This is a genomic window from Shewanella electrodiphila (assembly GCF_023283985.1).
In the GTDB taxonomy this organism is placed as follows: Bacteria; Pseudomonadota; Gammaproteobacteria; order Enterobacterales; family Shewanellaceae; genus Shewanella; species Shewanella electrodiphila.
The window spans coordinates 169,986-194,026 of the sequence record NZ_JAKIKU010000006.1 but is presented as its reverse complement, the minus strand read 5'-3'; the positions used below and the strand labels follow the sequence as shown (position 1 = coordinate 194,026).

The following is a 24,041-nucleotide window of genomic DNA, read 5'->3' as shown; positions in this document are numbered from 1 at the left end:
ATAATAAAAATAGGAATTAAAATGAAGTCGAAGTTTGATAAGGCATTATCTGTCGTTGCCTTGAGTGTGCTTGGCGCCATCGGCAGTGTGCATGCTGCTCCAGTATATGAAATTGTAAATATTGAAGATTTTGATCTCAAAGGTAATGTCGATGGCACCAGCCGCGGCTATGCGCTTGGCGTAAATGCCAATGATGAATTGGTCGGTGTATCTAAAGGTAAGAAAAAATTATCTGTAGATGATGAAGACGATGATGGCGTTATTGATGTTGAAGACGGGATTGCGCCAGAAGAGGCCATTGTCTATTCGGTATTCTTGCCGATTATTGCCAATAATTACACTTTCACAGCAGAAGAAAATGATGCTGAATCGCCATGGAATCCAAACTTTTTTAGCGTCAATGGGACCACCGCGCCAACTGATGTTGATGATGAAGGTGAGTTAATTATCAACTCTGTTGATACTTTCTTTTACGGCATGAATGATGATGGTGTAAAAGTTGGTTCTTATACAGCACCTGAAAAAACGATGGATTACGAAGGTAGCGATGAAGACCAAGAGTTTTGGTATTACCGTGACTTTGAGCTGCGCGGGGTTGCGGTCACAGATGATGGTTCTGAAATCGAGTTAATCCCATCTTATCAAACCTATATTCGTGAAGATGATGATTTTGTGGTTGAACTGGGTGGCTGGTCAGCTGCTGCTGCGGTTAACAATAATAATTTAGTGGCTGGTTATGCTAGTACCGATATTATTGAATTCAGTTCTGATCGTATTGATAACTGTATTGATACAAGTTTGGATGAAGATCTAGAGTTTCCTGCACCAGTAGAAATTTGTGTGCAAGCAGACCAATACCCTTCAAATGGTCGTCGTAATATCTCTTACCAAACACGTGCTCATGTGTGGCAAATAGAAGCAGATAATACAATTCCAGAAGATAATATTGTAGAGCTGCCATTAGGGTTAACACCTGATGAAGATTCGACATTAAATTATATTGCTCAAGGTTTAGGTATTAATAATGATGATGTGGTCGTAGGTCGCTCTCACACTTATCGAAATGGTGACAAAGACGATTTATACCAAGATGCCGCATATTGGCAAAAAGATAGCAATGGTGATTACCAGTATAACTGGATTGATCCGGATATTTTCAGTGATACTGTTTATAGCTCTATCGCTTATGATGTCAATGATAATGGTATTGTTGTAGGTAGCTTTCAAAAATATATCAGCGGTTATTTAAGAGAGAAGTTCTTCTACTATGATATCAATGATCCTGCTGCTGAAATTGTGGTGCCAGATGATTTTCAAGAAGGGTTGTCTGATTTAACCAGTAAACCGAAAGCGATTAACAACGCGGGTCAAGTTGTAGGTAATATTGAGGTTACTTATGACAAAGATAAACCACGCCCAAAAGCAGCGTTCTTGTATAACATGAACGACAGCGAGTTTATCAATATCAATAATAACTTAACCTGTGAGTCAAAAGGTTACGAGCAAGATGAAGACGGTGAATGGAGTCGTCATCAAGTTGAAGTGATTGATGGCGATGGTTCTATCCTGTCTTACGGCGCTGAATTTTATGTTGTTGAAGCGAATAGCATTAATGAAGAAGGCACGATAGTAGGTACTGCTTTCGTACGTAAGCCAATTTATCAATACGACTCTGATGGGAACCTGATTTTAGGTGAGAACGGTACGCCTTTATTTGAAATTGATGGTAACGGGGATCCTGTAACATCATTCTTAACCCGTATGGTTGTGCTGAAACCAACGTCAGGTAATCAAGAAGCGTGTACAGAGTCAGATCTTGTCGAAGATGAACCTTATGTACGTAAAGGAGCTGCTTCTTTAGCTTGGTTATTGGGCTTACCATTACTTTGGTTGCGTCGCCGTAAAATGAAATAGATTGAGCATTCTTTAAACAAAAAGTCGAGGTTTTTTCCTCGATTTTTTTTTGTCTTTTTTCTCAATACCTTAATTAAAAATGCGAAAAAATGTCATAAACCGACATTGATCTTGTATGAAAAATCGCCTATCTCTTATTGTGAAGCCATTAGTGATCTATTCACTAATTGCGCTTAATTAACAAAATGAGGATGTGTTAATGAAAAGACAAAAAAGAGATCGACTAGATAGAGCTTTTTCTAAAGGCTTCCAAGCAGGAATTGCTGGACGTTCAAAAGAACTTTGTCCATATGGAACTTTAGATTCTAAATCACAATGGTTAGGCGGGTGGCGTGAAGGTGTTGATGGCCGTTTAAGCGGTTTATTTAATAAATAGTTTTGATGGGTAATGAAATAAAAAAAAGCCCTCACAAGAATGGTGAGGGCTTTTAAGATTTGGAGTTAAGTGATTTTTAAAATGACGAAGTATCAGTAAAAATACCCACTTTTAAATCTGTAGCACTGTATATTTCACGGCCATCGACTTCCATCACAGCATCTGCAATACCCATCACTAGTTTACGATGAATCTTACGCTTTAATGTGAGTTTGTAGGTGACTTTTTTAGCTTCTGGTAATACTTGGCCAGTGAATTTGACTTCGCCAACACCCAGAGCACGTCCTTTACCTTCAGCGCCTTCCCAACCTAAGTAAAATCCGACTAATTGCCACATTGCATCAAGCCCCAAGCAACCAGGCATAACAGGGTCGCCATTAAAGTGGCAATCAAAAAACCATAGGTCAGGAGTAATATCGAGTTCAGCTACGATTTCGCCTTTACCGTACTCACCACCGTTTTCATTAATTTTAGTTATACGGTCAATCATCAACATATTGTCGATAGGTAAGCGAGGTGAGTTAGGCGCAAAAAGGGTACCATTGCCGCATGCGATTAACTCTTCTTTAGTGAAACTGTTAGCTTTTACCATTTAAATATTACCACTTTATGTTGAGTAGGGTGACAAGATAGCGAACACGTGTAAGCTAAACAACTCCGATCACTAAATAATGCGTAATTTTATTAATATTTTTTGCAAAAATGATGGTTCGATATCGTCATCATCTTGACCTGCCATTTTTTCTAACCTTTGTTGGACTAAGCCATATAAAGATTTTTCAGGAAAATCATTGTCTTGATTTCTCTCGCCAGCAGGTATCTGCATAAGCAATGAGATGGCTTCATCCATATGTTCAATAGCATGTACATGGAATAAACCCTTCGATATGGCATCGATGATCTCAGGCTCAAGGTTTAGTTGTAACACATTAGCTTTAGGTATAATGACACTGTGTTCACCATTTAAGCCACGCGTTTGGCACAAATTAAAGAAGCCTTCGATTTTCTCATTGACGCCACCGATAGCTTGCACATTGCCAAATTGATCTAACGCGCCTGTAATGGCAAACGCTTGGTTAATAGGCTGCTCAGCAATGGCAGACATTAAACAGCAGTACTCTGCTAGTGAAGCACTATCACCATCTATCTCTTGATAAGACTGTTCGAATACAATGTTGGCATTTAAATGTAATGGCACATCACGCCCGAAAATACGGTATAAAGACGCTGATAGGATCATCATGCCTTTAGTATGGATATTACCGCCTAATTCAGATTTTCTTTCAATATCGATGACTTCACCGTCGCCGTAATGCACGGTAGTCGTAATTCTGGCGGGTTCACCATAACTAGCATCATGGGTGTCCACGACAGTTAAGCCATTGATTTGCCCAATCATCTCACCAGATGTTTGCAGATTAATGAAATTGTCTGCAAAATTTTGCGCTGTATATTGCGCTGAGCTGTCATGACGTTTTTTGGCATGTAAAATGACTTTAGCGATTGCTGATGCTGTGACCGCTTTATTATTCGTGTATGCCTTAGCTTGCAATAGCACTTGAGTTATTTGCTGCATCGATAGACTTAAGCGTTGTTGGTGCTCGGTGAGCTTAGCGCTATACCAAAATAAAGGCATTAATGAGGAAAGCTCTAACTGAATATCGTATTCGTTGGCTAAACTCATTAACCATTGTAAATATTGGCTTTCAGAATACTTTGTTAAATCTAGCTCTGAATTGACTTCAGCAAGCAAAGGAAAATACTTAAAGAAAACTCTGTCTTCAGTACGCAAATGGGTAAATAGATTAGCAGAACCTACAAGGATAATTTTACAATTCAGTGGAATTGGTGCGAGTTCACTGTTTATACGATAAAACCCCTGTTCAAGAATTTGCATGACAAACTCCCACAGTCCTTCGCGTTTCCAAAGCGATTCGACATCAATAAATACAAAGTGGTTCGATGCAAGTATGCCAGCTTTATATTGACTGGCTTTATCTGTTTTCTGCATTTTACCAATTAAATCAGCTCGGCGAATTTGACCACTTACATAACTAAATAACTGGTTTTGACTGGCTATAGTGCCGACATTGGCTGAAGGAAGCTCTGTTTGCCAGCGAAAACTAAATTCATGGTTTTCGTTTTTACTTTTCGTGGCAACGAGGTATGAATCAGAAGGCGTATTGGCTTGCCCAACCAGGGCTTTTATAAAGAGGGCACGATCGATACTTGCATAGTCGGCCAAATATAAATGCTGTTGCTCAACTTTGCTCATTAAGTTAAAAGCATCAACACAACGCTCTTGGCCAAGTAGCAATTGGCTTAAATAAATGGTACTTGGTAAAGATTGAGGCAAAGTATATTGTGGTGCAAGTTGCGAGGTTGGGATTAAAGTTGTGGTCATAGCTTTACGTTTTAGAAATCATTAAAAAGATTTTAGCACACTATATCGTCATATCATTGAAATGATTCAAGTCTAGTGAAGGTTTAAAAGCGTTTTATTCATCATTTTTGAGTTCAAAAAGCACCAGCTCTATTTGAATTAGATTAAATAATAACGGAAAAGTCTATTTGATGACCATTTGAATAAGTTTTTAAAAAATCCTGTTTACAAGTGAGCCTGATACTTATATTATTCTCGGCGTTCGGAGAGATGGCAGAGTGGTCGAATGCACCGGTCTTGAAAACCGGCATGGGTTTGTAGCCCATCTAGGGTTCAAATCCCTATCTCTCCGCCATATTAAAAGAAGCCCGCTATTTTTTAGCGGGCTTTTTGCTATCTAGAATTTAGAAAATAAACATCACAGGTTTGTAGCGCATCTATGTAGGGTTTAAATCCGTATCTCCGCCATATTCAAGACGAAAGGCTCATCAGAAATGATGAGCCTTTTTTCATTCTTGTATAATTATAATTAAACATAGGTTTGTAGCTCATCAATGTAGGCTTCAAATCCCTATCTCTCCGCCATATTTAAAGAAGCCCGTTATTTTATAGCGGGCTTTTTGCTTTTTTAAATTTAGAAAATAAAACATCACAGGTTTGTAGCGCATCTATGTAGGGTTCCTCTTTCAAAATTATGCTATCTCTCCGCCATATTTAAAGAAGCCCGCTATTCTATAGTGGGCTTTTTGCTTTTTTAAAATTAGAAAATAAAACATCACAGGTTTGTAGCGCATCTATGTAGGGTTCCTCTTTCAAAAATATGCTATCTCTCCGCCATATTTAAAGAAGCCCGCTATTTTATAGCGGGCTTTTTGCTTTTTTAAATTTAGAAAATAAAACATCACAGGTTTGTAGCGTATCTATGTAGGGTTACTCTTTCAAAAATATGCTATCTCTCGGCCATCTTTAGAAAAGTTCGCTACTGAAAAACTGCGGGCTTTTTACTATCTAGAAATTCAAAAATAGTAAAGTATTGGTTTGTAGGCATCAATGTAGGACTCAAGTCTCTAACTCTCCGCTATATATAGAAGAACTCATTACTGCAAAGTAATGGTTTATTTACTTTCAAGTCTTTGGCTGTTCTAAATTATTATTAATGTTTTACTAAGATTATGATTTTTAATGCTTATATCAGGTTTAGCTGTTAACGAGTGTGAAACAAATAATTTAACACTATGAGCATTAATCTATTTCAACATATAATTCCTTTTCATATTTAAAGTTTAGGGACATACCTTGTTGTTTCAGCGTCTGAAAATCATTTTATTGTTGCTACTATCGTTGAGTACTTTCTCAGCGGTTGGTCAAGTGCAGCTAAATGATGACCAAAGAAACATTTCCTCAACTGAAATAGCCGTTTGTGTGCAAGAGGGGAGTGGAGCTCCCGCTAATAGTTTACGCGTGAGTCATTCAGTATCTTCTCTGTCATACCTACAAACGAGTTTATCTGATGGCCAAGACTTCATCTCTATGCTTGTTAGCACGGATTTAAGGCATAAAAATTTAACACCAGAGAAAGAGCAACCCCTTATTAGCCAATTAGCTAGTGTTGACTTCTTTAATGATGTTAGACGAGTTGTCAGTAGCGATAACCGCGCTGGAACAGGCGTTAAGCCTAATTATTTTCTTCAAATTGCTTTTTTTGAACCAGTGATTTTTAATCGCTTTATCACACCTATAGATAAACCCAAGTTTACTTATCATTGGACAAGCAAGCTTTCTAGTACTGTTTCTCGCCTGTCAGGCTGGAAGGACGGTAATAGTCTCTACAGTCATCATCACCTCCGCTACAGCTAAATCTCTGTCGTTTTAACAAATATATTATTGCCGAGTATTCGGCGTATTTTAGTGTGCTTGTATCTGTGCCTAAATCTTGGCTATTCTATCTAGCCAAGGTGTTAGCACTGGAATTGAAAGCTATCAAGTGCACGGTTAATTCTTAACAGAGAATATAAACGTGAATAAAAAAACACCACAAAGTCCAATTAATCGCTATGCGAGTTGGAAATACATTGTCCTGCTTTTTACTATTGCTGTGATGTTTCTCAGCGCATTGCCGTCAATATTTGGCGAAAATGCTGCGCTGCATATCAATGATCGCGATCATCAGGTGGAAATAAAACAGTTAGTTAAACAGCTTGATATAGCAGGTATTTCGACAAGCCTTGTTTCTCAAACTGAAGATAAAGTTACCGTTGTGCTTAACGATGCCAGTCAACAAGCTGCTGCTAAGTCAACGATTGAATCTTATTTAGCTGACGATGTTCTCGTGGCTTTGGCCATGGAATCAGATGCGCCTAATTGGTTAACTGAGCTTGGTTTTGACCCGATTAAATTGGGCTTAGATTTACGAGGTGGAGTGCAATTTTTGTTAGATGTAGATATGGAACCTGTCTATCAAGCCCATAGGCAAATGGTGATTGATGAATTTCGTCAATTGGTCAGAGGTTCACAGGGTAGGCATATCGATGGAAAGGTACAACTTAACTTTCGTAATAGTGGTGACTTACAAGCTGGTGTAGCTGCAGCAAGGGAAGAGTTCCCCCAGTGGCAACGCTCGGTGAATGGCAATGTGCTCGTGATGACTCAAACAGAAGAAGCGCGGGATGCATTGAGAGCCACGACGGTACAACAGAACTTGCAAATTATGCGGAGCCGAATAGAACACTTGGGCATTACTGAGGCTTCTGTTCAAAGGCAGGGGCAGTCAAGGATCAGAATTGAACTGCCTGGCGTACAAGATCCCGCGACAGCTAAAAACGTAATTGGCGCAACAGCATCACTCTCATTTCATGAACTTGTTGAGCCACGTTCACCAATGGCGATGTCAGTGGATGATGAAAATGGTCAAGCTATATCGCTTAATAGAAGGGCTATTCTCGGCGGCGAGCACATTATTGATGCCAGAGCTAGCCTTGGTGAAATGGGAATGCCTGAGGTTAACCTGACTCTCGACTCAGCGGGCGGCCGCAAGATATCACAGTTTTCTCGCGATAATGTCGGTAATCCTATGGCAACGGTTTATAACGAATTTACGCAAGGTAGAGATGGCGCAAGTGTAGAACAAAGCTCCGTTATTAGTGTTGCGACGATTACATCGCAATTAGGGAATCGTTTTAGGATAACAGGCAGTGGTAGCCTTGCTGAGTCTCAAGAGTTAGCCATGCTATTGAGCGCGGGTTCATTGACCGCACCAGTCACCATCGTTGAAGAACGGACCATTGGCCCAAGTCTTGGTGCTGATAACGTTAAAAATGGTTTTGCTGCGTTGGCATTGGGGCTCGGTTTAACACTGACATTTATTGCCTTTTGGTATCGACGCTTAGGTTGGGTTGCCAATTCAGCCTTGTGTATCAACCTTGTGATGCTAGTGGGTCTTATAGCGTTAATCCCAGGTGCTGTACTGACTATGCCTGGCATCGCTGGGTTAGTACTTACTGTTGGTATGGCCGTTGATACTAACGTGCTTATATTCGAGCGAATAAGAGACAAAATGAAACTCGGTAATAGTTTTGCGCAGTCAATTAATAGTGGGTTTGATAGTGCATTTTCATCTATTTTCGATGCTAACCTGACAACCATGATCGTCGCAATTGCGCTTTATTCCATTGGTAATGGGCCCATTCAAGGCTTTGCTTTAACACTAGGGCTTGGACTGTTAACCAGCATGTTTACCGGCATTTTTCTTTCAAGAGCCATCATCAATTTAGTATGGGGACGTGATAAGCGTCGTATGGTAAAAATATGAACAATATAATGACACGTTTTTTCAAAGGCCAATTTGATAATAATCCTTCGCAAAGTGGATTAACTCGCCTTAGGTTTTTATTAACTGGATTTTCAGTATGTGCTTTATTGGTTTCAATCTTGATGATTGGAATTAAAGGTTTTAACTGGGGCTTAGATTTCACCGGTGGCGTGGTAACTGAGGTCACACTTGACTCAAGCATAGAACTTACTGAATTAAATCAGCATGTGGATAATGTTTTAGCCCAAGACGTGCAAGTGATTAAGGCGTCAGAAGAAGGTCAATGGATACTGCGTTATAGTGATGAATTGGCTGGTGATGTCGGAATAACGGATGCACTTGCTCAGATTAGCGAGCAGGTAACACTTATCAGTCACAGTATTGTAGGGCCGCAAGTCGGTAATGAAATGGTAGAACAAGGCGGGCTTGCAGTACTGGTTTGTTTAGTGATGATCATGGTGTACTTAAGTATGCGTTTTGATTGGCGTTTAGCATCTGGTGCTTTACTTGCTTTGATGACGGATATCATTATCGTTCTAGGGGTATTTGCAGTCTTACAGCTAGAATTTAATTTAACGGTTTTAGCAGCGTTATTAGCAGTATTAGGTTATTCACTCAATGACTCAATCATCATTGCTGATCGAGTCAGAGAAATCATGCGGATGAGACCAAAAGGTGACACCAATGAGATTATTAACGAGGCGGTTAAAGCGACCTTTTCGCGCACGTTAGTCACTTCAGGTACGACATTAGTGACAGTGTCAAGTTTGTGGTTATTGGCAGGTGCTAGTTTACAAGGTTTCTCAATCGCGTTATTCGTTGGCATCATATGCGGAACTTGTTCATCCATTGCGCTAGGGGTGACTTTACCGCAACTGTTTGGTCTAAAAGCTGCCGATTACATTCCTCAGCCTATCGATATTGAAGAAACGTATTCTTAATGAAATTGCATCAGTTAAGTTTGTGTCAATAAGGCTTTGCAGCAATAAAAAACCAGCCACAAGGCTGGTTTTTTATTGGTCAATTAAATTGAAGCTTATTCAGTCATTGCGAGTAATTGCGGTAAATAATGGCTATCAAGCTTCGCTATTTCAGTTTGTTCCTGCAGTACGTCATTTAATATTTCATCAGTGGTTAGCGGATTAGCTAATACCACTCTAAATACCGTCGTTGCTTGTCGCTGATATTTCGCGGGCTTTATACGCGTACGTGAAACGAAAGACTTTCCTTGTTCACGTTGATGTTTTTGAATGAACTGAGTTAAACCATCGAGCAATTTATTGCACAGTTTAACACTCGCAATATCATTATTACGTAAAGCTTGTTCCATAAAGGATTGCACAGCTTGTGGTACATAGCGATAGGTCAAAATGCACAGCTCTGGTTCGGTTATTAATTCGAATTCTTGGTGCTGGTTAATTTCTTGTGCAAAGTAGCGCGCTTTTTCAAGGCTGTTATTAATCAGAATCTCATAACCTTCACTACCGATGATCTGTAAACAAGCATGTACTAACATTGCCATGCCTGGTCTAGAGCCTTCTAATGTTTGGCTCCCTAAATCTTTAGAACCAACGCGGAGTATATATTCAGCATGGTGTGCTATGGCATGGGCAAGCTCAGGGTCTTTAAACAACACCATTCCAGCGCCCATCGGTACATACATTTGTTTATGGGCATCAATGGTCACTGAGTCAGCCAGTTCAATGCCTTTAAGCAAGTAACGGTATTTATCTGATAATAAACTTGCGCCGCCCCAAGCTGCATCAACATGGAAGTGACATTGTAATTCTGATGCTAATTGGGCTAGTTCAGATAATGGGTCAATATTGCCTGTTTCTGTTGTGCCAGCAACGCCGACAATCGCCATCACTTTGATGTTTTCTTTGGCGAGTTTCGCAGCCGTTTGGCGCATTTGTTCAACATCAACTTTGTTGTTGGCATTGGTTGGGATACTGACAATGTTGTCGCGGCCAATCCCCAATAAGTCAGCAGTTTTTCCTATTGAGTAATGACCTCGTTCAGACACTAATATGGCTAAATCATCATAGCCATAATGCTTTAATGCACGTGGGAGCCCTTCACGATTAACTCCTTTGAAGGTGCCGTCTGCTTTTAATAATTGATTTCTAGCAATCCATAAAGCGGTGATATTTGCCACGGTGCCGCCGGAGCAAAATGCGCCAAGGGAGTAATTAGCGCTATGCATCCATTGGTTGTAAAAACTGTCAGCCTGATCAAAAATCAAATGATGCATCATCCCCAGCACTTGGCGCTCAAGTGGGGTGAAAGCTTTAGAGGTTTCAATTTTAACGAGGTTTTGATTTAACCCAACCATCATTTTAGACAGTGGCAATACAAAATACGGCAGAGCAGATGTCATATGACCGATAAAGCTCGGTGCTGAAGTGTGTACCGAATGGGCCACTAAATTCTTCATTATTTCATCGGTATAGTCTGAAACAAATCTCGGTGAATCAGGAATTTGGTAGGCTCGAAAATCTTTTTCGATTAATGACAATGGCTTTTCAAGCGCGGCAATACTTTTACCTAAAAAGCCCGCTAAGTCTTCAGAAAGCTTTTGCTCAATGATACTTAGTGTTGATTCCGCATCTTCTGGAATGGTAAATATACGTAGAAGGCTTGCTTCAGATGCTTGGGCTTGTCGGTAATTTTTTGCGGTCATGTCTTCGTGCCATCATTTTTATTTTTCAGCCAAGTACCACTAAAATGAAAGTGGTTTCTTGGCAATTATGAGGGCTAACTTTACTTCATGGATTATTGCTCAGCAAGTTTTTGAGTTAAACGAGCGTTTTTATATTGATAGTTTAAGTGTAGCGGCGACATTTTGAGCTGTTTGAACCAGGTTTTCGTGTGCATTGCTTAAAATATCATCGAGCGGAACTAACGAGGGAATAATAGGAAAAATTGCTGTCATTCCTTGTTGCAGTATTTTTTCTGCTCCAGAACCTAAACAACCCGCAATGCCAATCACTGGGATATCCTGTTTTAAAGCTTGTTGCATTACGCCCATGGGGGTTTTTCCACTCAAGGTTTGACTATCCATACGGCCTTCACCAGTGATGACAATATTGGCGCCTTGCATTATGTCGGCTAATTTCACTGTTTCTATGACAATTTCAACTCCCGGCTGAAGTTGTGCATTAAGCAATGCCATAACGCCAAAGCCCATGCCGCCAGCAGCGCCAGCACCAGGGAAAAGTGCAATGTCGTTATCGGAATTTTCAGGTAGGGTGCGATTAATAACATTGGCAAAGTGGCTGAGAATATTATCAAGCTCAGTGACCATTTCTGCTGTTGCGCCTTTTTGCGGGCCAAATATTGCAGAGGCACCATTAGGACCACATAAAGGGTTATCTACATCACAAGCCACTTCGATTTTGCAATCAGCAATGAGTGGGTGTGCAGATGAACTATCAATCTCAGCTAGCTGGCTGAGTCCTGCAGCGCCATGGCCAATAACACTCCCGTTTGCTGTAAGCAGTTTAAAGCCTAAAGCTTGCGCCATTCCCGCGCCGCCATCGTTTGTCGCACTCCCCCCCAAGCCTAGAATTATGTGATTTATGCCTTTATCTAGTGCATCACGAATAAGTTCCCCAGTTCCAAAGCTGGTGGTCAGCATAGGGTTTCTTCTATCTCTTTCAATGTGATGTAAACCGGATGCTTCAGCCATTTCAATAACAGCTGTGCCAGAGCCAGTGCTAGTGCCTGAGTCATTATTGCTTGAACCCAAAATGCCATAATGTGCGTTAACTGGTTGTCCATCAGGCCCTGTGACTTGAAGCTTTTGCATTTTGCCGCCAGTGGCATCTACCATGGCTTGTACAGTACCTTCACCGCCATCGGCCATGGGTACTTTGCAATATTCAGCATCAGGAAACACACGCTTAAAACCTTCTTCAATAGCATTAGCAACACCTAATGCACTCAGACTTTCTTTAAACGAATCAGGGGCAATGACTATTTTCATATTATCTCTCTTGGGTTTAAAAGAGCCACCTACTTAAGGGTGGCTACAATGGATAACAATAGCGGGTTAAAGCAAAACTAAGCTTAAAAGGTAAACCAGTGTCATGGCTGTAACACCTTGAACCAGTGTTGCCATGGTTTGCGCACGATATGCTTGTTTAACGCTCATGCGACTAAACTGGGTAACCACCCAGAAGAAGCTGTCATTAGCGTGTGATACGGTCATAGCACCCGCGCCAATGGCCATAACGGTTAATACACGTCCCATATCACTTGCAAGACCAATATCACCCAGCAGTGGCGCGACTAAAGCTGATGTAGCCACTAATGCAACCGTTGACGAACCTTGTGCTGATTTTAATGCTGCAGCCACAATGAACGGCATAAATATCCCGACACCTAATGCCGACAAGCTACTTCCAAGGAAAGTACCGATTTCAGTAGCTTTGAGAACAGCACCGAATGCGCCGCCTGCACCAGTGATTAATAAAATAGGCGCGGCAACAATTAAGCCTTGGCTAATACGTTCGCTGAACTCTTTAATTTTGTCAGCGCTTTTCAACAAAGGAATGGCGAGTAACAGACCAATCATTAAGGCATTAACTGGCTGACCTAAAAACATCAAGGTATCAAATATGACTTCTTTACCCAGTGGCGCAGAAGGGAAGTTGGCTATAGAGCCTAAGCAAATCAACAATATTGGTACAAAGATTGGTGCGAAAGCTTTTGTTGGGCTAGGTAGTGCACCGTAGCTTTGCTTTAAGGTCTCATAATCTTCAACTTTATTATTGAGTTCTTCAGCGCCTTCACCATCAGGTTGCTCATTGGCAAAACGATTTGCCCATAATGTGCCAGCAAGCGCGGCTATTGCAGCGATAAATACACCAATAGCAATGACTAAGCCTAATTGATTTTCAAGGCCTAGGTTACCGGCCGCAGCAATAGGACCAGGTGTGGGTGGCACAAAAGTATGGGTTGCGTATAAACCCGTTGCAAGAGCAACACTCATGGAAACACTTGAAACTTTCATTCGATTTGCCATTGACTGTTTTAACGAGTTCAAAATGACAAAACCTGAATCACAAAATACAGGAATAGAGACGATGTAACCGATTATCGACATGGTGAGCGTTGGGAAACGTTTACCCAGCACTTTAATGACTACATCGGCCATGGTGATAGCGGCACCGCTTTTTTCCAAAATCGTGCCTATGATGGTACCGAGTACAATAACAAGCCCTATGTAACCTAAAATACCGCCAAAGCCACTGGTAATGGTTTTGGCAATGTCGGCACTAGGTAAGCCATAGGCAAATGCGGCTAAAAAAGAAGCCAAAATTAATGTCAAAAAGGGGTGTAGCTTAAATTTTGAAGTCGCAATAACGATAAATGCAATTACGCCAATTAATATCAAGATCATGCTCATGATAACGTCTCTGGTCAGGGTATAAAGATAGTTGTTTTTGTATGCGTATTATTAAAAAGTTGCACAATATATGCTTTGTTCAATTGAACAGATTTTTATGGATATAAAGATTTAAATATGTGCGTATGCACATATTTTTGACATGTAGATGGTTAATAAAAGGACTGGACTGTTTTACTGACGAAATAAGCTAACGTGTTAACTTTGCTGCCATTAAGCTTGATGCATGATTTGACCAAGGTACAAATTAAGTAAGTGATGGAATTCTTGCAAATTTGTTCCGGTGATTTGCTGAATTTTATCTAATCGATAGCGGAGCGTATTGCGATGAATAAACAGCACTTCTGCACACTGTTTATGATCGCCAATATGCTGAATATAAACAGATAGTGTTTTTTGAAGTACACCATTTTTGTCTGCTTCAACTAATTTTAAATAAGGGGCAGACAAGGCATCACCGCGCCAATGTTGTTTTAAGCCGGTAAATATCACTTGAAGGGCATAGTCTTCATATAAATACTTACTGGATTCAGGGTTTAAGCTTTTACCAATAGCCAAGGTCTCTTTCGCGGTACGATACGATTTTGCAATGCCTTCAATACCGATAAAAAAGTGACCAAGTGAAATATTGAGGTTTAATTCCATATTGGCAGGAATACGCTTTAACAGCTTATCTATTCGATGGCTCTCAAGTTCCGGATCCCATTGTTTACCATTAAGGTATGCGGGTTTTAGAATGACCAGCTGATTAAGTGATGTCATCGCAATCAGGTTATTACGATCTGGGTGCTGCAGTAAGTGGACGATTTGTTTCAACGCTTGATTATTGTGAACTTGTTGCTGCTTGACCGATTCTATTTCAATAATGGCGACAACACGCTCAACGGTAATATCTATGCCTAACTGATGTCCCCAATGAGTTAATTGATCGACATCTTTATCTTCATCTCGGATCAGTTGAAGAATGAACTCTTCTTTCTGTCTATTTTGCCATTGTAATTGATCTTGCAAGTTAGCTTGTTCAACAATCATTTCAGCGGTCATTTTTAATAACTCGCCATATTGGGCTAATTCACAAGGCTGACCTGTAATGCCAATGACACCCACTATCTGACCTTGATAGTGCAGAGGTAAATTCAGCCCTGACTTTACCCCGTGTAAGCTTGGGGCAATATCTTGATTAATTTCAACATTTCGGTTTTGACTAATTGCCAGTAATGCACCTTCATGTATTGAGCCTATTCGCTCATTAGAGCCAGAACCTAAAATAACGCCTTGGGCATTCATCACATTGATATTATGCCCAATAATTTTCATTGTTCTGTCTACAATCCTGTTGGCGATTGCACTGTCAATTACATACATATGTCCACTCAGAGAAGTTGCAAAATTAACTCATTACCTGAGTTATTAATTGATAAAGCCAGTAAAACAATAAACCGTAACTGGTTAATAAAGTCAATACAGTCGCGAACTTAGCGAAAGGCGGTATGTCAGTTTGTTTAAGCCCAATATGACACAAAGCAATAGAAAAAATGCTGATAGGTGCGACGATAATGCTCAAGGGTAATATGACAATGGCCCCAGTCAGTAAAATTAACGTCGAGAGACGCGATGGGGACTTCTTATTCGTTAATGGCATAGGGATAAGTGCAGTACCAATAGACAGCACAACCGCGCCCAAATACAGTACAAATTGTGCAAATGATTCGTACTGGCTTACAAAGCCTATAAGGGCAGCAAGTGGAAACAATAACGAAACTGTGACATGTTTTTGACTAAATGAAGATTGCACATATTGACCAGAGAAGTAACAACAGGCTTGTAGGATGGCATTAATAAATGAGAAAGCCATTAAGGCAATCAAAATGAGAATACTGTCATTTGCCATTGATGTGGTTGAAGCATACGCTGGCATAGCCAATAAAGAACCTGCTAAGCCTGATAGAATAAGGTGTTTTTTTTGCATGATATCTTGAGTCTACTAAGTCACTTAAAAGTAAATTTTAATAGACATCGCTTAGAATAGCTTTTGTTAATTTAGCAATATCGAGTTATTTGTTGGTATTTGCGAAAGAGGGCACAAATAGAAAGTGTTTTACAACAAAAAAGCCTGCAAAAATGCAGGCTTTTAATCAATTAATGCGTTGCTTATAACTTGTAGTTAACGCTTAGCATTATCATGTGAGCAGTATAATCATGGCTATTGCTGCCAAAGGTCATGACATTCCAAATATTATCAGGTGCGATATCATTTGCTGCATCATTGTCTAAGTACTTTTCAATTTTATAATCTAAACGTACAGCCATTTTTTCAGTGGCTTGGTATTGACCATATAAATTAACATTATGTACTTTGGCAAAGTAATCACCGTAATCACCCGTAACGCCTTGGCGAACTTGAGTGTTACTGTCAGATTCTGAATAGGTGTAATCTAAACCTAAACGTAAGCGGCTATCCATTAAGTTGTTATAACTTAAGTTAGCGCCTACTACATCAATAGTGTCTTCGATATCAGCTTGCCAAGTTGGACCTGAGAAAGTGCTGCTACCTGATTGTTGTGATTCAATAACCTGGTGGTTATAGAACGCATTCAACATGACATCTTTATTGAACATGTAGTTTACATTGATATCGTAACTGGTGTCTTTTGACTCAGTTAAGCCAATTTCAGTATCAGTATAGTCATCTAGTGCATAGCGCACGCCTAAATCAACAGTTAATGCTTCAATAGGGGTATGGCTTACGCGCGCTTCTACCATGCTGCGATCACGATCTGCTAGGTAATATTTACGTAATAGGTCGTTATTTTCAGATGATGTCCACTCAGATGCTTGGTAATCAGAACCGTCACGGTTACCGTAACTCCCTTTTACCCACATATCCCAGTTTTCAAAACTGTTGACGCGGTAACGAGCCCAAAGGGTGCTTTCTTCGGTCACTTCACGCTCTGAGTAACTACGTTCATCACGTTTGTAATCGACACCACCATCAAGCTTCATTCCGCGGCTAATGCGGTAATCAGCTGCTAACTTAGCGCGATGTGTTGTTTGATCATAAGGGGTGTTGTATGCCACTTGACCGTTTACATCGTTGATGCTGATTTGAGTCCACTCTTCAATATTGGTGTTGTTTTCGCGATCTGAGTAGTCGTAACTACCAGATACACGGACACTGCGATTGATTCGGGACACGGCTTTTAACGTCATGCCAGTTAGGTCAACTTTTGCATCAACAGATTCTGTTGGCACACTGTAACCATAACCTGAAGTGACAACGTCTTGATCTTGACTCATCTGTCCAAACATCAAACGGCCACTGACTGCTGTGCCGTTTTCAGTATATTGACCAAGCAGAGACACAATATGTGACTCATTGTCTGGATCAAGTGCCATATAACCACGGGTTTGTGCACCAAATGTCGGGTTAAAGGCATTATCGTAACTTAATTGGGCATTATCATTTTTAAAGATAGAGCCATCGTAATTTAAGCTCGTAAACCAATTTTTACCGCTAAACTTAATACCAGCATTAATGGTATCAGTGGTGTAATCAACTGGTTCAGCAATCATCATTGACTGATTGAAGAAGCTACCTGATGCTGTCTTAATACCAGTTTTTTCTTCACGCTGATAATTCACGTAAGTAGTGAACATTGATTCTGTTTGGTATTCAAAACCCAAACCTGCACGTTCACGTTTAAGCGAAAGCTCAAATGGATTAAGGCTGCTGTATAACTCAGTCATACCGTCAGTTGAACCCGCTGTTTGCCAGTTATCGGGTAAAGTTAAGTCTGAGCCTCCAATACCACTGTACGGTGATACAACACTATTTGAGTCGTACGTTGCAATAGAGCGGTAGTTTAGGTTCAGGTTGTACTGACCAAGCTTACCGACATTCACGTCTAAACGACCGTTATCAAGACCTAAGTCAGTCGCTTCAACTTTTGCACGGTAACCAGACTCGCCAATGTAATTCACATCAGCATCTAGCTTAGGTGCAAACTCATTGTCGCTGCCAAATGCGTTAGCTGAATGAATGTCATCTTCGCTGTTGTAACCAACACCCACGCCAACACTACCTGTTACGCCAGTTTCTACTGCACAACCTTTACAAACCCACTTGTCGAATTTGACTTTGTCAGTATTGGCACTGCCTACACCGTAACCATCTGCTGCCATTGCAAATCCTGCATTGGCAACTAACGCTAAGGTGATTATATTCAGTTTAAATTTCATAGTCGTACATCCTTAACGCTGAAGTAATTTGCCAGAAGGGTGGTTAGAACCATGTACTTGGCTATGACAATTTAAGCAACTGCGTCCACCAGTAAAGGCATTATCACCAACATTAGAACCCATTCCTGTGTTCCCTAAGTAAGCATTGCTTGCATGACCATCACTGGCATGACATTGCTGACATAGTTGTGGAGCACGAGTCTTAAGCATTCCTTCATTCACTGAACCATGTGGGTTATGACACGTTACACAGTTTTCAGTTACTGGTGCGTGCTCCCAAAGTTTAGGTCCACGTTTTTCAGCGTGACATGTATAACAAGTCTCGTTCACACTTGGTTTAACCAAGTCTGAATCAGCCATGCTTCCATGTGGATTATGACAATCACTACAAGTCATTTGATTCCATTGCATTGGATGACTTGAGCGCTTATTCATGTCTGTTTTTTGTTTTGTATGACAGCTAGTACACACTTCCATCTCTGTCTTTTTAGACAGAATAGGGTCGTTAGCGGTATGGACACTGTGACAAGAAGCACAAGCAACATCGGCATTATCGTGATGGCTAGTATTCCAAGACATGCGGTCATCGTCTAAGTGACACCCCATACAAACACTGTTTTGTTTCTCTGGCGCTAGGGTAGAATCAGGGCCAAAAGCGATAACTGGTTCGTTACCACCACGGTTATGTTTACCCATTGGGCCGTGACATGCTTCACATTGAAGGCCTGCCATTGGACTCTTTGACGATTCAATAGCGCCGTGAACACCTTTAAAGATATCCATGACTTTTTCAGAACGTCTGTGACACATCAGACAAGAGTCGGCACCTTTAGGAGAGTAGCTGCCTTCTTCAAATTTCTTATCTAGAACAGCTTCAACTTCGTCAGGGGTCATTTTAGCATCCCACTTCGACGCATAAGCCGAGTGCGACATCCCAAGAGATAGCATAACAACTGCTACAAATGTCGGGATTATAGAATTTAGTTTCATTTTGATTTTCATAGTATGGCTTCCCAATCTATCCATGATGTAGATGTGATTTATGTAATGAAAGGGAGAAGCAAGCTCCTCCCTTAACAGTAAATTACATGTTCACCGCGGTGTGATCGAAAATGGTAGGTTTATGACAACCCATACAGAACTCGACTTGAGCAGATGCGTTGGCATCTTCGTAAGTACCGTTCACAACGCCACCTTGGCCTTCAGCATGCGCTTTAATTTCGTCAAAACCATGACAAGAAGCACAAGTAGCAGTGATTGGAGTGGTGTATTCACCAGCTGAAGTCGCTAATGCACCTTTCAGTTTGAACGCATCAAGATTGAAGTCATTATGACACTGGGTACAATCACTGATGATATCTTGCTCACCATGAACACTGTGAAGTTTCATTTCAAGTGCACCTTGGTTTCCACCTGAAGCGTAAGTACCGTCTGGAGTATGACAAGTCACACAACCATCAACACCGACAATCACTTCACCATCTGCATTTTCACGACCTAATTGCTCAGTCATGATAAAGCCTGCATGGTAGCCTTTGTGTATCTCAAATGTTTCGCCGTGACAGTTTTCACACGTATTGAATGCAACTGAATCAGTGTGACGCATACTAGCTGCTTCACCTGAAAGCGTACCGAATACTAAGTCAGCTTTCATACTTGTAGTTGCGATATCATCGCCACAATCAACTGCAGCAGTGCCATCGTTACACATTTCTAAACCAATGAAGGTAAAGGCGGTATCTGTGTCTTGGATGCCAGCAGGTGAGTATTCTCCAAATGGAAGAACCGGTAAGGTGTACTGTAGTGCACCAGCTTCAACAGAAACGTTTTCGCCAAGTTCGCCATTACGTACTAAATCGTAAGCAACTTTTGCTTGTCCATTTCCTGGGCTTGCGTTGTAACCCATTATTGGGAAGTTAGGACCAACGTTAGTGATCGTTTCAATACGTTGAATCTTGCTTACTAATGTTGATGCATCAACAGCGCTGCCAGCAGCATCAGTAATCGTCACTGAGATAGTGGCTGTTTTGTCTGAGTTAACCATCAAGGTAGAAGTTAAACCATACATGTCGATAAATGCTTTCTTCTGTTCGAAACCACCTGTGTGGATTTCTTCAGTCCAGCTCGCGTTATGACATGCAATACAGTTTGAGTTATCTGACTGTTGTGAGTGACCTTCACCAGCGACGAAATCGATGCCAGTGTGACAACTTGTACAGGTTTCCATTGTTGGAATACGAGTCCAGTTGCCCCATTCAGTTAGTTCTTCTGACTCAACGTGACAAGATTGACAGTTATTTTGAATCAGAGCTTCTGCTTCAACACCTGTATATTCTTTGTCATTTTTATCTGTAAATGACTTATTACTATTATGAATATTGTGAATAAGGTGTTTCCACTGACTTTCAGTACTTAAGTTCGTCGAGTGACAAGTTGCACAGGTTTCTTGAGTATAGTAACTGCTATGTCGAGTGGTAATTGGTTCACCTTCAGCATGACATTTGGTACATACTTCGTGAGATACAATATTTTTAGTGTAAAGCGCATCATAACCTTCACCACTAAAGTCTTGAGAAAGCTCTGTATGAGGGACTTCTGTAACGCCATCTAAAAGTGTGCCAGCTTTAGCAATCAAGTTATAACGCTGGGTTAGTTCTGCATTGTAACCTTCAGTTTCAATGGTAAAGTTGTAGCTACCATTTTTATTATCGGTAAAAGAACTTTGAGAACCTATTGATTGCCATTCTGCACTATTACCTGCACCTGTAGCTCCAGCAGGAATCAGCTGAGCGACTTTTTTAACTTCAAACGAAGAAAGACCAACAACAGGCTCATCATCTTCATTAGTTGCGTAAACTTTAATGGTAGGGTTGTCATTTTCATAAGTAACAGAAAGGACTTCTAGGTTAAGCTGCTCAATTGCTTCAGCTGGAGTACCGCCTGGAAGACCAGGGTTACCATCTTTACCATCATCACCGTCACTGCCACAGCCTGTTAAGGCTACGCTGACTGCACTTGCTACAAGCATCAGTGCTATTTTAGAATTTTTCTTGTTCATCATTTGTCCCTGCGTAATAAGACATTGCATAAATTTGACTTGGCTATTTGTATTGCCGAGATACGTAGTCTCTTGAGTCAATTTAGCTTTTTGGGTTTTAAATTCATCAAATACAAGGTTAATCCACAATCAGAGAAAAATCTTTAAACCTAGACTGATACTGTGAAGCAGATCAGTCTATTTCTAAAGAGGTATACATTTTCTCAAGTAAACCTTGTTTTTATTGGCTTAAAGCAAAAAAGAGCCGCACGGTGGCGACTCTTTGTATTGCTAGCTAACCTTTATTGTCCACCCCAGTCGGAGTGTGCTTCAAGGATCTGACTATCGTTGTGACAAGTAGAGCAAGTCTCTATCACATTTAATGCGTCATAATCCGCCTCTGGTACACCTAGACTATCGATTGTTCCAACTACACCGCCATTAGTTTCAATGTGGCTAATTGTTGATTCACTTAATCCGTAAGGAGGTACGTGACAACTTAAACAAGCTGCTGATTGAGGAGACACAACTAACAGGCCAACATCATCTTTACCAAATGCTACGGGAGCTGCATCAGTAGCAATGCCTTGGATAGAGAAACCATCATCGCCGTGACAAGCTTGACACTCAGTTTTCTTAAAGAATAAAGATCCACTTGAGTCATAGACATAATGTTTATCATGAACTTTAGTTGCTAAGTTAGATGCTTCGCCACCTGATGTTGCACGTGTTCCATTATGACATGATGCACAACCATCAATATCATTGGTATAACGATGCGTAATTTGCGTTGTATGACATTGTTGACAATCAGCCATTTCAGCATGCTGCATACGTGGAGATTCAACCACTGAACTACCATCTAAATTGAAGTAGTAAGTATCAGACGTTACGTATGGAGCATCTTGGTCACCCGCATCTAAATCATCAGCATCACAATATTCAACCACACCTTTGCCAGAACAAACATGTAATTGGCTGCTTAGTACAATAGTAGATCCAGCATCTATTAATGTCGCGATTTCAAAGTCAGCAGCACTAATAGTCGCTGTAATTGAGCCATCAGCTTCTTCAGCAAATGTGTCATAACCTACTTTTTGGTAATTAACCAAGAAGTCATCAGTCAGTACACCATTGATAACGATTGCACTATTAAAGCCACCGTATTGGTAAGGGCGTGGATCAATTTGATTTATTGCTACTAATTCATCACCATTTTTAACGGTGAAATTAACTTTAATTTCTGATTCATCATCAGCAACTGTCATCGATGAAAACTCAACTTTTAGCGCAGTTGCTAAGAAGTTACTGTTCAAATCATAATGAGCTTCTTCTGTACTGCGACCACTGCCTTCACTTGTATGACAATCTAGACAATTATTTCCTTGCCTATGTGATTTTGGAACACCAGCCGCTTCAGCAGCAGGGCTAGGGCTGTGACAGCTCCAACATGCAGTGGTATCAATATCAGCTTTCCAGCTATCAGTTAGGTTAAAATCTTCATTCGGATTATGACAAGTCAAACAGTTTGACGTCATTTGTGGGTATACACCGTCATCTGAGAAGTTAGCCGTAGTATGAATACTATGAACCATACCTTTAATCGAACCATCATATTCGTAAGCATCACCAATTGGGGTTCCATCTGCATCAGTGTCTTGCTTACTATAACTGTTATAATCTGTATGACAGAAAGAACAAGCTTCTTCCGTTACGTGTTTACTGCCATGCATAGAGAGTTCGCCTGCTTGATCTGCTCTATGACAAGTTTGACAGTCAGAATTTGCTAAAATTTGAAGTGGCTTTTCAACTTCAACATCAGTAGCTGGTACCCAGTAGAAAAAACTATTGTCTACGATAGTTTGAGCATTGTTGTTGGATGTCTTGATTGACATGTAAACGCCATTGGTAGCGTCAGCCATGTATTCATACTTTTCTAAAGTATCAATTGCTTGGTCGATTGTGATTGAGTAACTGCCATCATTATTATCAACGAAACAATCCTCACACTCACTTTTACTGCCATCAAAGTAATTTGATCCAGTAAAATAACCGTCGCCTTTATCTTTATTGAAATAGCTTAACCAGATTTGTCTATCAATACTTGGATTAACGATTTCGTCTTCACCTGGTTCATTAGCAGAACCGACGCGGCCAAAAGAAATAGTGGCGATATCTGCTTGAGTTAAACCAGTTACAGCTACGCCATTGGCGTCAGCAAGCTTAAAATCAACAGTTAGAAATTGGCTTTCATCAACACTAGCAGTGGTAATCGTGCTCGTTAGAGTGGTTACAGAGCCGATTGGCTTACCAACGGTGCCATCTTCGCCATCTTCGCCGTCAGTTCCGTCGCTGCCACAGCCGGTTAGCGCGAAGGCTAAAAGCCCAGCACTAAATACCGCTTTAGCAGTAGTATTAAAATTGAATTTTTTCATCATTGTTCCCTGCAAGAGATTTTGTTTTAAACTTGATTCTTCATCATAAAATCAAGTGTATGGATAATATCCAAGTCTATGTAAAGCTCTTTTATTTTATTTAGTTAGGGCTAAAATCACTGTGATTTAGATCTTACTATTCCGAAAGAGGTATTACTTAATTCTACAATTTGAAAGTTAAAATGTTGAAATTGTAAAATGTGAAAAGCGCTTGCGTCGCAATTGTTGCTTGAGCGTTGCTGTAGTGTTTTTCACTAAACTATATGGATTATTTAATTAGAGTAAACTTAATTAATAGAATCATTAACTAACGTACCATCCAATACATTACTTACTGCTAAAATTACCATTACTAATAATAAGTGAATTGTGTGACTTTTGTTTGTATTTGAATGACTTTTTATGTGGTTTTTAGCGTTAAAATCTCACTTTTGTT

General features: G+C 40.4%; 16 protein-coding genes and 1 tRNA gene. 6 read left to right on the top strand and 11 right to left on the bottom strand.

Annotated elements, in window-relative coordinates; translation table 11 throughout:
• Positions 1 to 21: 21 nt before the first annotated feature.
• Together L2737_RS12780 and rmf are read left to right on the top strand one after the other, a co-directional pair.
• On the top strand, positions 22 to 1,914 hold the full coding sequence (locus tag L2737_RS12780; protein WP_229369877.1) for a DUF3466 family protein: 1,893 nt from the start codon (positions 22 to 24) through the stop codon (positions 1,912 to 1,914).
• Positions 1,915 to 2,113: 199 nt separating this feature from the next.
• Entirely contained in the window at positions 2,114 to 2,290 is a 177-nt protein-coding gene (rmf, locus tag L2737_RS12775; protein WP_102528615.1) for a ribosome modulation factor, read from the top strand.
• A 76-nt stretch (positions 2,291 to 2,366) separates the two neighbouring features.
• Here the strand turns inward: rmf and fabA are convergent, their stop codons facing one another.
• Together fabA and L2737_RS12765 are read right to left on the bottom strand one after the other, a co-directional pair.
• Positions 2,367 to 2,882, bottom strand: a complete 516-nt coding sequence (gene fabA / locus L2737_RS12770; protein ID WP_248955959.1) for a 3-hydroxyacyl-[acyl-carrier-protein] dehydratase FabA — start codon at positions 2,880 to 2,882, stop codon at positions 2,367 to 2,369.
• Between the two features lie 72 nt (positions 2,883 to 2,954).
• Positions 2,955 to 4,694: a S16 family serine protease gene (locus L2737_RS12765; RefSeq protein ID WP_248955958.1), complete on the bottom strand. Its 1,740-nt coding sequence runs from the start codon at positions 4,692 to 4,694 to the stop codon at positions 2,955 to 2,957.
• Positions 4,695 to 4,937: 243 nt separating this feature from the next.
• On the opposite strand from L2737_RS12765, the gene L2737_RS12760 reads away from it, so the two are divergent.
• The 4 genes from L2737_RS12760 to secF all read left to right on the top strand — a co-directional run bounded on the left by L2737_RS12760 (position 4,938) and on the right by secF (position 9,422).
• Positions 4,938 to 5,028: transfer RNA gene (locus tag L2737_RS12760), tRNA-Ser, on the top strand.
• A gap of 941 nt (positions 5,029 to 5,969) precedes the next feature.
• Complete coding sequence (locus L2737_RS12755) at positions 5,970 to 6,530, top strand: hypothetical protein (protein WP_248955957.1); 561 nt, start codon at positions 5,970 to 5,972, stop codon at positions 6,528 to 6,530.
• A 160-nt stretch (positions 6,531 to 6,690) separates the two neighbouring features.
• Positions 6,691 to 8,481, top strand: coding sequence for a protein translocase subunit SecD (gene secD, locus L2737_RS12750; protein ID WP_248955956.1), 1,791 nt, complete (start codon positions 6,691 to 6,693; stop codon positions 8,479 to 8,481).
• Positions 8,482 to 8,489: 8 nt separating this feature from the next.
• Positions 8,490 to 9,422, top strand: a complete 933-nt coding sequence (gene secF, locus L2737_RS12745; protein WP_248956028.1) for a protein translocase subunit SecF — start codon at positions 8,490 to 8,492, stop codon at positions 9,420 to 9,422.
• A gap of 95 nt (positions 9,423 to 9,517) precedes the next feature.
• Here secF and panP read toward each other — a convergent pair whose 3' ends face one another.
• The 9 genes from panP to L2737_RS12700 form a co-directional block, all read right to left on the bottom strand.
• Positions 9,518 to 11,164, bottom strand: a complete 1,647-nt coding sequence (gene panP / locus L2737_RS12740; RefSeq protein WP_248955955.1) for a pyridoxal-dependent aspartate 1-decarboxylase PanP — start codon at positions 11,162 to 11,164, stop codon at positions 9,518 to 9,520.
• A gap of 129 nt (positions 11,165 to 11,293) precedes the next feature.
• Entirely contained in the window at positions 11,294 to 12,469 is a 1,176-nt protein-coding gene (locus L2737_RS12735) for a glycerate kinase (protein ID WP_248955954.1), read from the bottom strand.
• 66 nt (positions 12,470 to 12,535) lie between these two features.
• On the bottom strand, positions 12,536 to 13,894 hold the full coding sequence (locus L2737_RS12730) for a GntP family permease (protein WP_102528607.1): 1,359 nt from the start codon (positions 13,892 to 13,894) through the stop codon (positions 12,536 to 12,538).
• Positions 13,895 to 14,107: 213 nt separating this feature from the next.
• Entirely contained in the window at positions 14,108 to 15,259 is a 1,152-nt protein-coding gene (locus tag L2737_RS12725; protein ID WP_248955953.1) for a sugar diacid recognition domain-containing protein, read from the bottom strand.
• 25 nt (positions 15,260 to 15,284) lie between these two features.
• Entirely contained in the window at positions 15,285 to 15,863 is a 579-nt protein-coding gene (locus tag L2737_RS12720; RefSeq protein WP_248955952.1) for a hypothetical protein, read from the bottom strand.
• Between the two features lie 182 nt (positions 15,864 to 16,045).
• Positions 16,046 to 18,133, bottom strand: coding sequence for an MtrB/PioB family decaheme-associated outer membrane protein (locus L2737_RS12715; RefSeq protein ID WP_248955951.1), 2,088 nt, complete (start codon positions 18,131 to 18,133; stop codon positions 16,046 to 16,048).
• Between the two features lie 12 nt (positions 18,134 to 18,145).
• Positions 18,146 to 19,081: a DmsE family decaheme c-type cytochrome gene (locus L2737_RS12710; RefSeq protein ID WP_371996804.1), complete on the bottom strand. Its 936-nt coding sequence runs from the start codon at positions 19,079 to 19,081 to the stop codon at positions 18,146 to 18,148.
• A gap of 136 nt (positions 19,082 to 19,217) precedes the next feature.
• Positions 19,218 to 21,194 (bottom strand): OmcA/MtrC family decaheme c-type cytochrome, encoded by a 1,977-nt coding sequence (locus tag L2737_RS12705; RefSeq protein ID WP_248955950.1) that lies wholly within the window; start codon positions 21,192 to 21,194, stop codon positions 19,218 to 19,220.
• Between the two features lie 278 nt (positions 21,195 to 21,472).
• Positions 21,473 to 23,605, bottom strand: a complete 2,133-nt coding sequence (locus L2737_RS12700; RefSeq protein ID WP_248955949.1) for an OmcA/MtrC family decaheme c-type cytochrome — start codon at positions 23,603 to 23,605, stop codon at positions 21,473 to 21,475.
• Between the last annotated feature and the right edge of the window lie 436 nt (positions 23,606 to 24,041).

Bases quoted from the DNA above. Each gene is read 5' to 3' on its own strand.
- L2737_RS12700 (WP_248955949.1), bottom strand. From the start codon at position 23,605: ATGAAAAAATTCAATTTTAATACTACTGCTAAAGCGGTATTTAGTGCT.
- rmf (WP_102528615.1), top strand. From the start codon at position 2,114: ATGAAAAGACAAAAAAGAGATCGACTAGATAGAGCTTTTTCTAAAGGC.
- L2737_RS12780 (WP_229369877.1), top strand. From the start codon at position 22: ATGAAGTCGAAGTTTGATAAGGCATTATCTGTCGTTGCCTTGAGTGTG.
- L2737_RS12720 (WP_248955952.1), bottom strand. From the start codon at position 15,863: ATGCAAAAAAAACACCTTATTCTATCAGGCTTAGCAGGTTCTTTATTG.
- L2737_RS12730 (WP_102528607.1), bottom strand. From the start codon at position 13,894: ATGAGCATGATCTTGATATTAATTGGCGTAATTGCATTTATCGTTATT.
- L2737_RS12765 (WP_248955958.1), bottom strand. From the start codon at position 4,694: ATGACCACAACTTTAATCCCAACCTCGCAACTTGCACCACAATATACT.
- L2737_RS12715 (WP_248955951.1), bottom strand. From the start codon at position 18,133: ATGAAATTTAAACTGAATATAATCACCTTAGCGTTAGTTGCCAATGCA.
- L2737_RS12705 (WP_248955950.1), bottom strand. From the start codon at position 21,194: ATGATGAACAAGAAAAATTCTAAAATAGCACTGATGCTTGTAGCAAGT.
- L2737_RS12735 (WP_248955954.1), bottom strand. From the start codon at position 12,469: ATGAAAATAGTCATTGCCCCTGATTCGTTTAAAGAAAGTCTGAGTGCA.
- L2737_RS12725 (WP_248955953.1), bottom strand. From the start codon at position 15,259: ATGTATGTAATTGACAGTGCAATCGCCAACAGGATTGTAGACAGAACA.
- fabA (WP_248955959.1), bottom strand. From the start codon at position 2,882: ATGGTAAAAGCTAACAGTTTCACTAAAGAAGAGTTAATCGCATGCGGC.
- panP (WP_248955955.1), bottom strand. From the start codon at position 11,164: ATGACCGCAAAAAATTACCGACAAGCCCAAGCATCTGAAGCAAGCCTT.
- secF (WP_248956028.1), top strand. From the start codon at position 8,490: ATGACACGTTTTTTCAAAGGCCAATTTGATAATAATCCTTCGCAAAGT.
- L2737_RS12710 (WP_371996804.1), bottom strand. From the start codon at position 19,081: ATGCTATCTCTTGGGATGTCGCACTCGGCTTATGCGTCGAAGTGGGAT.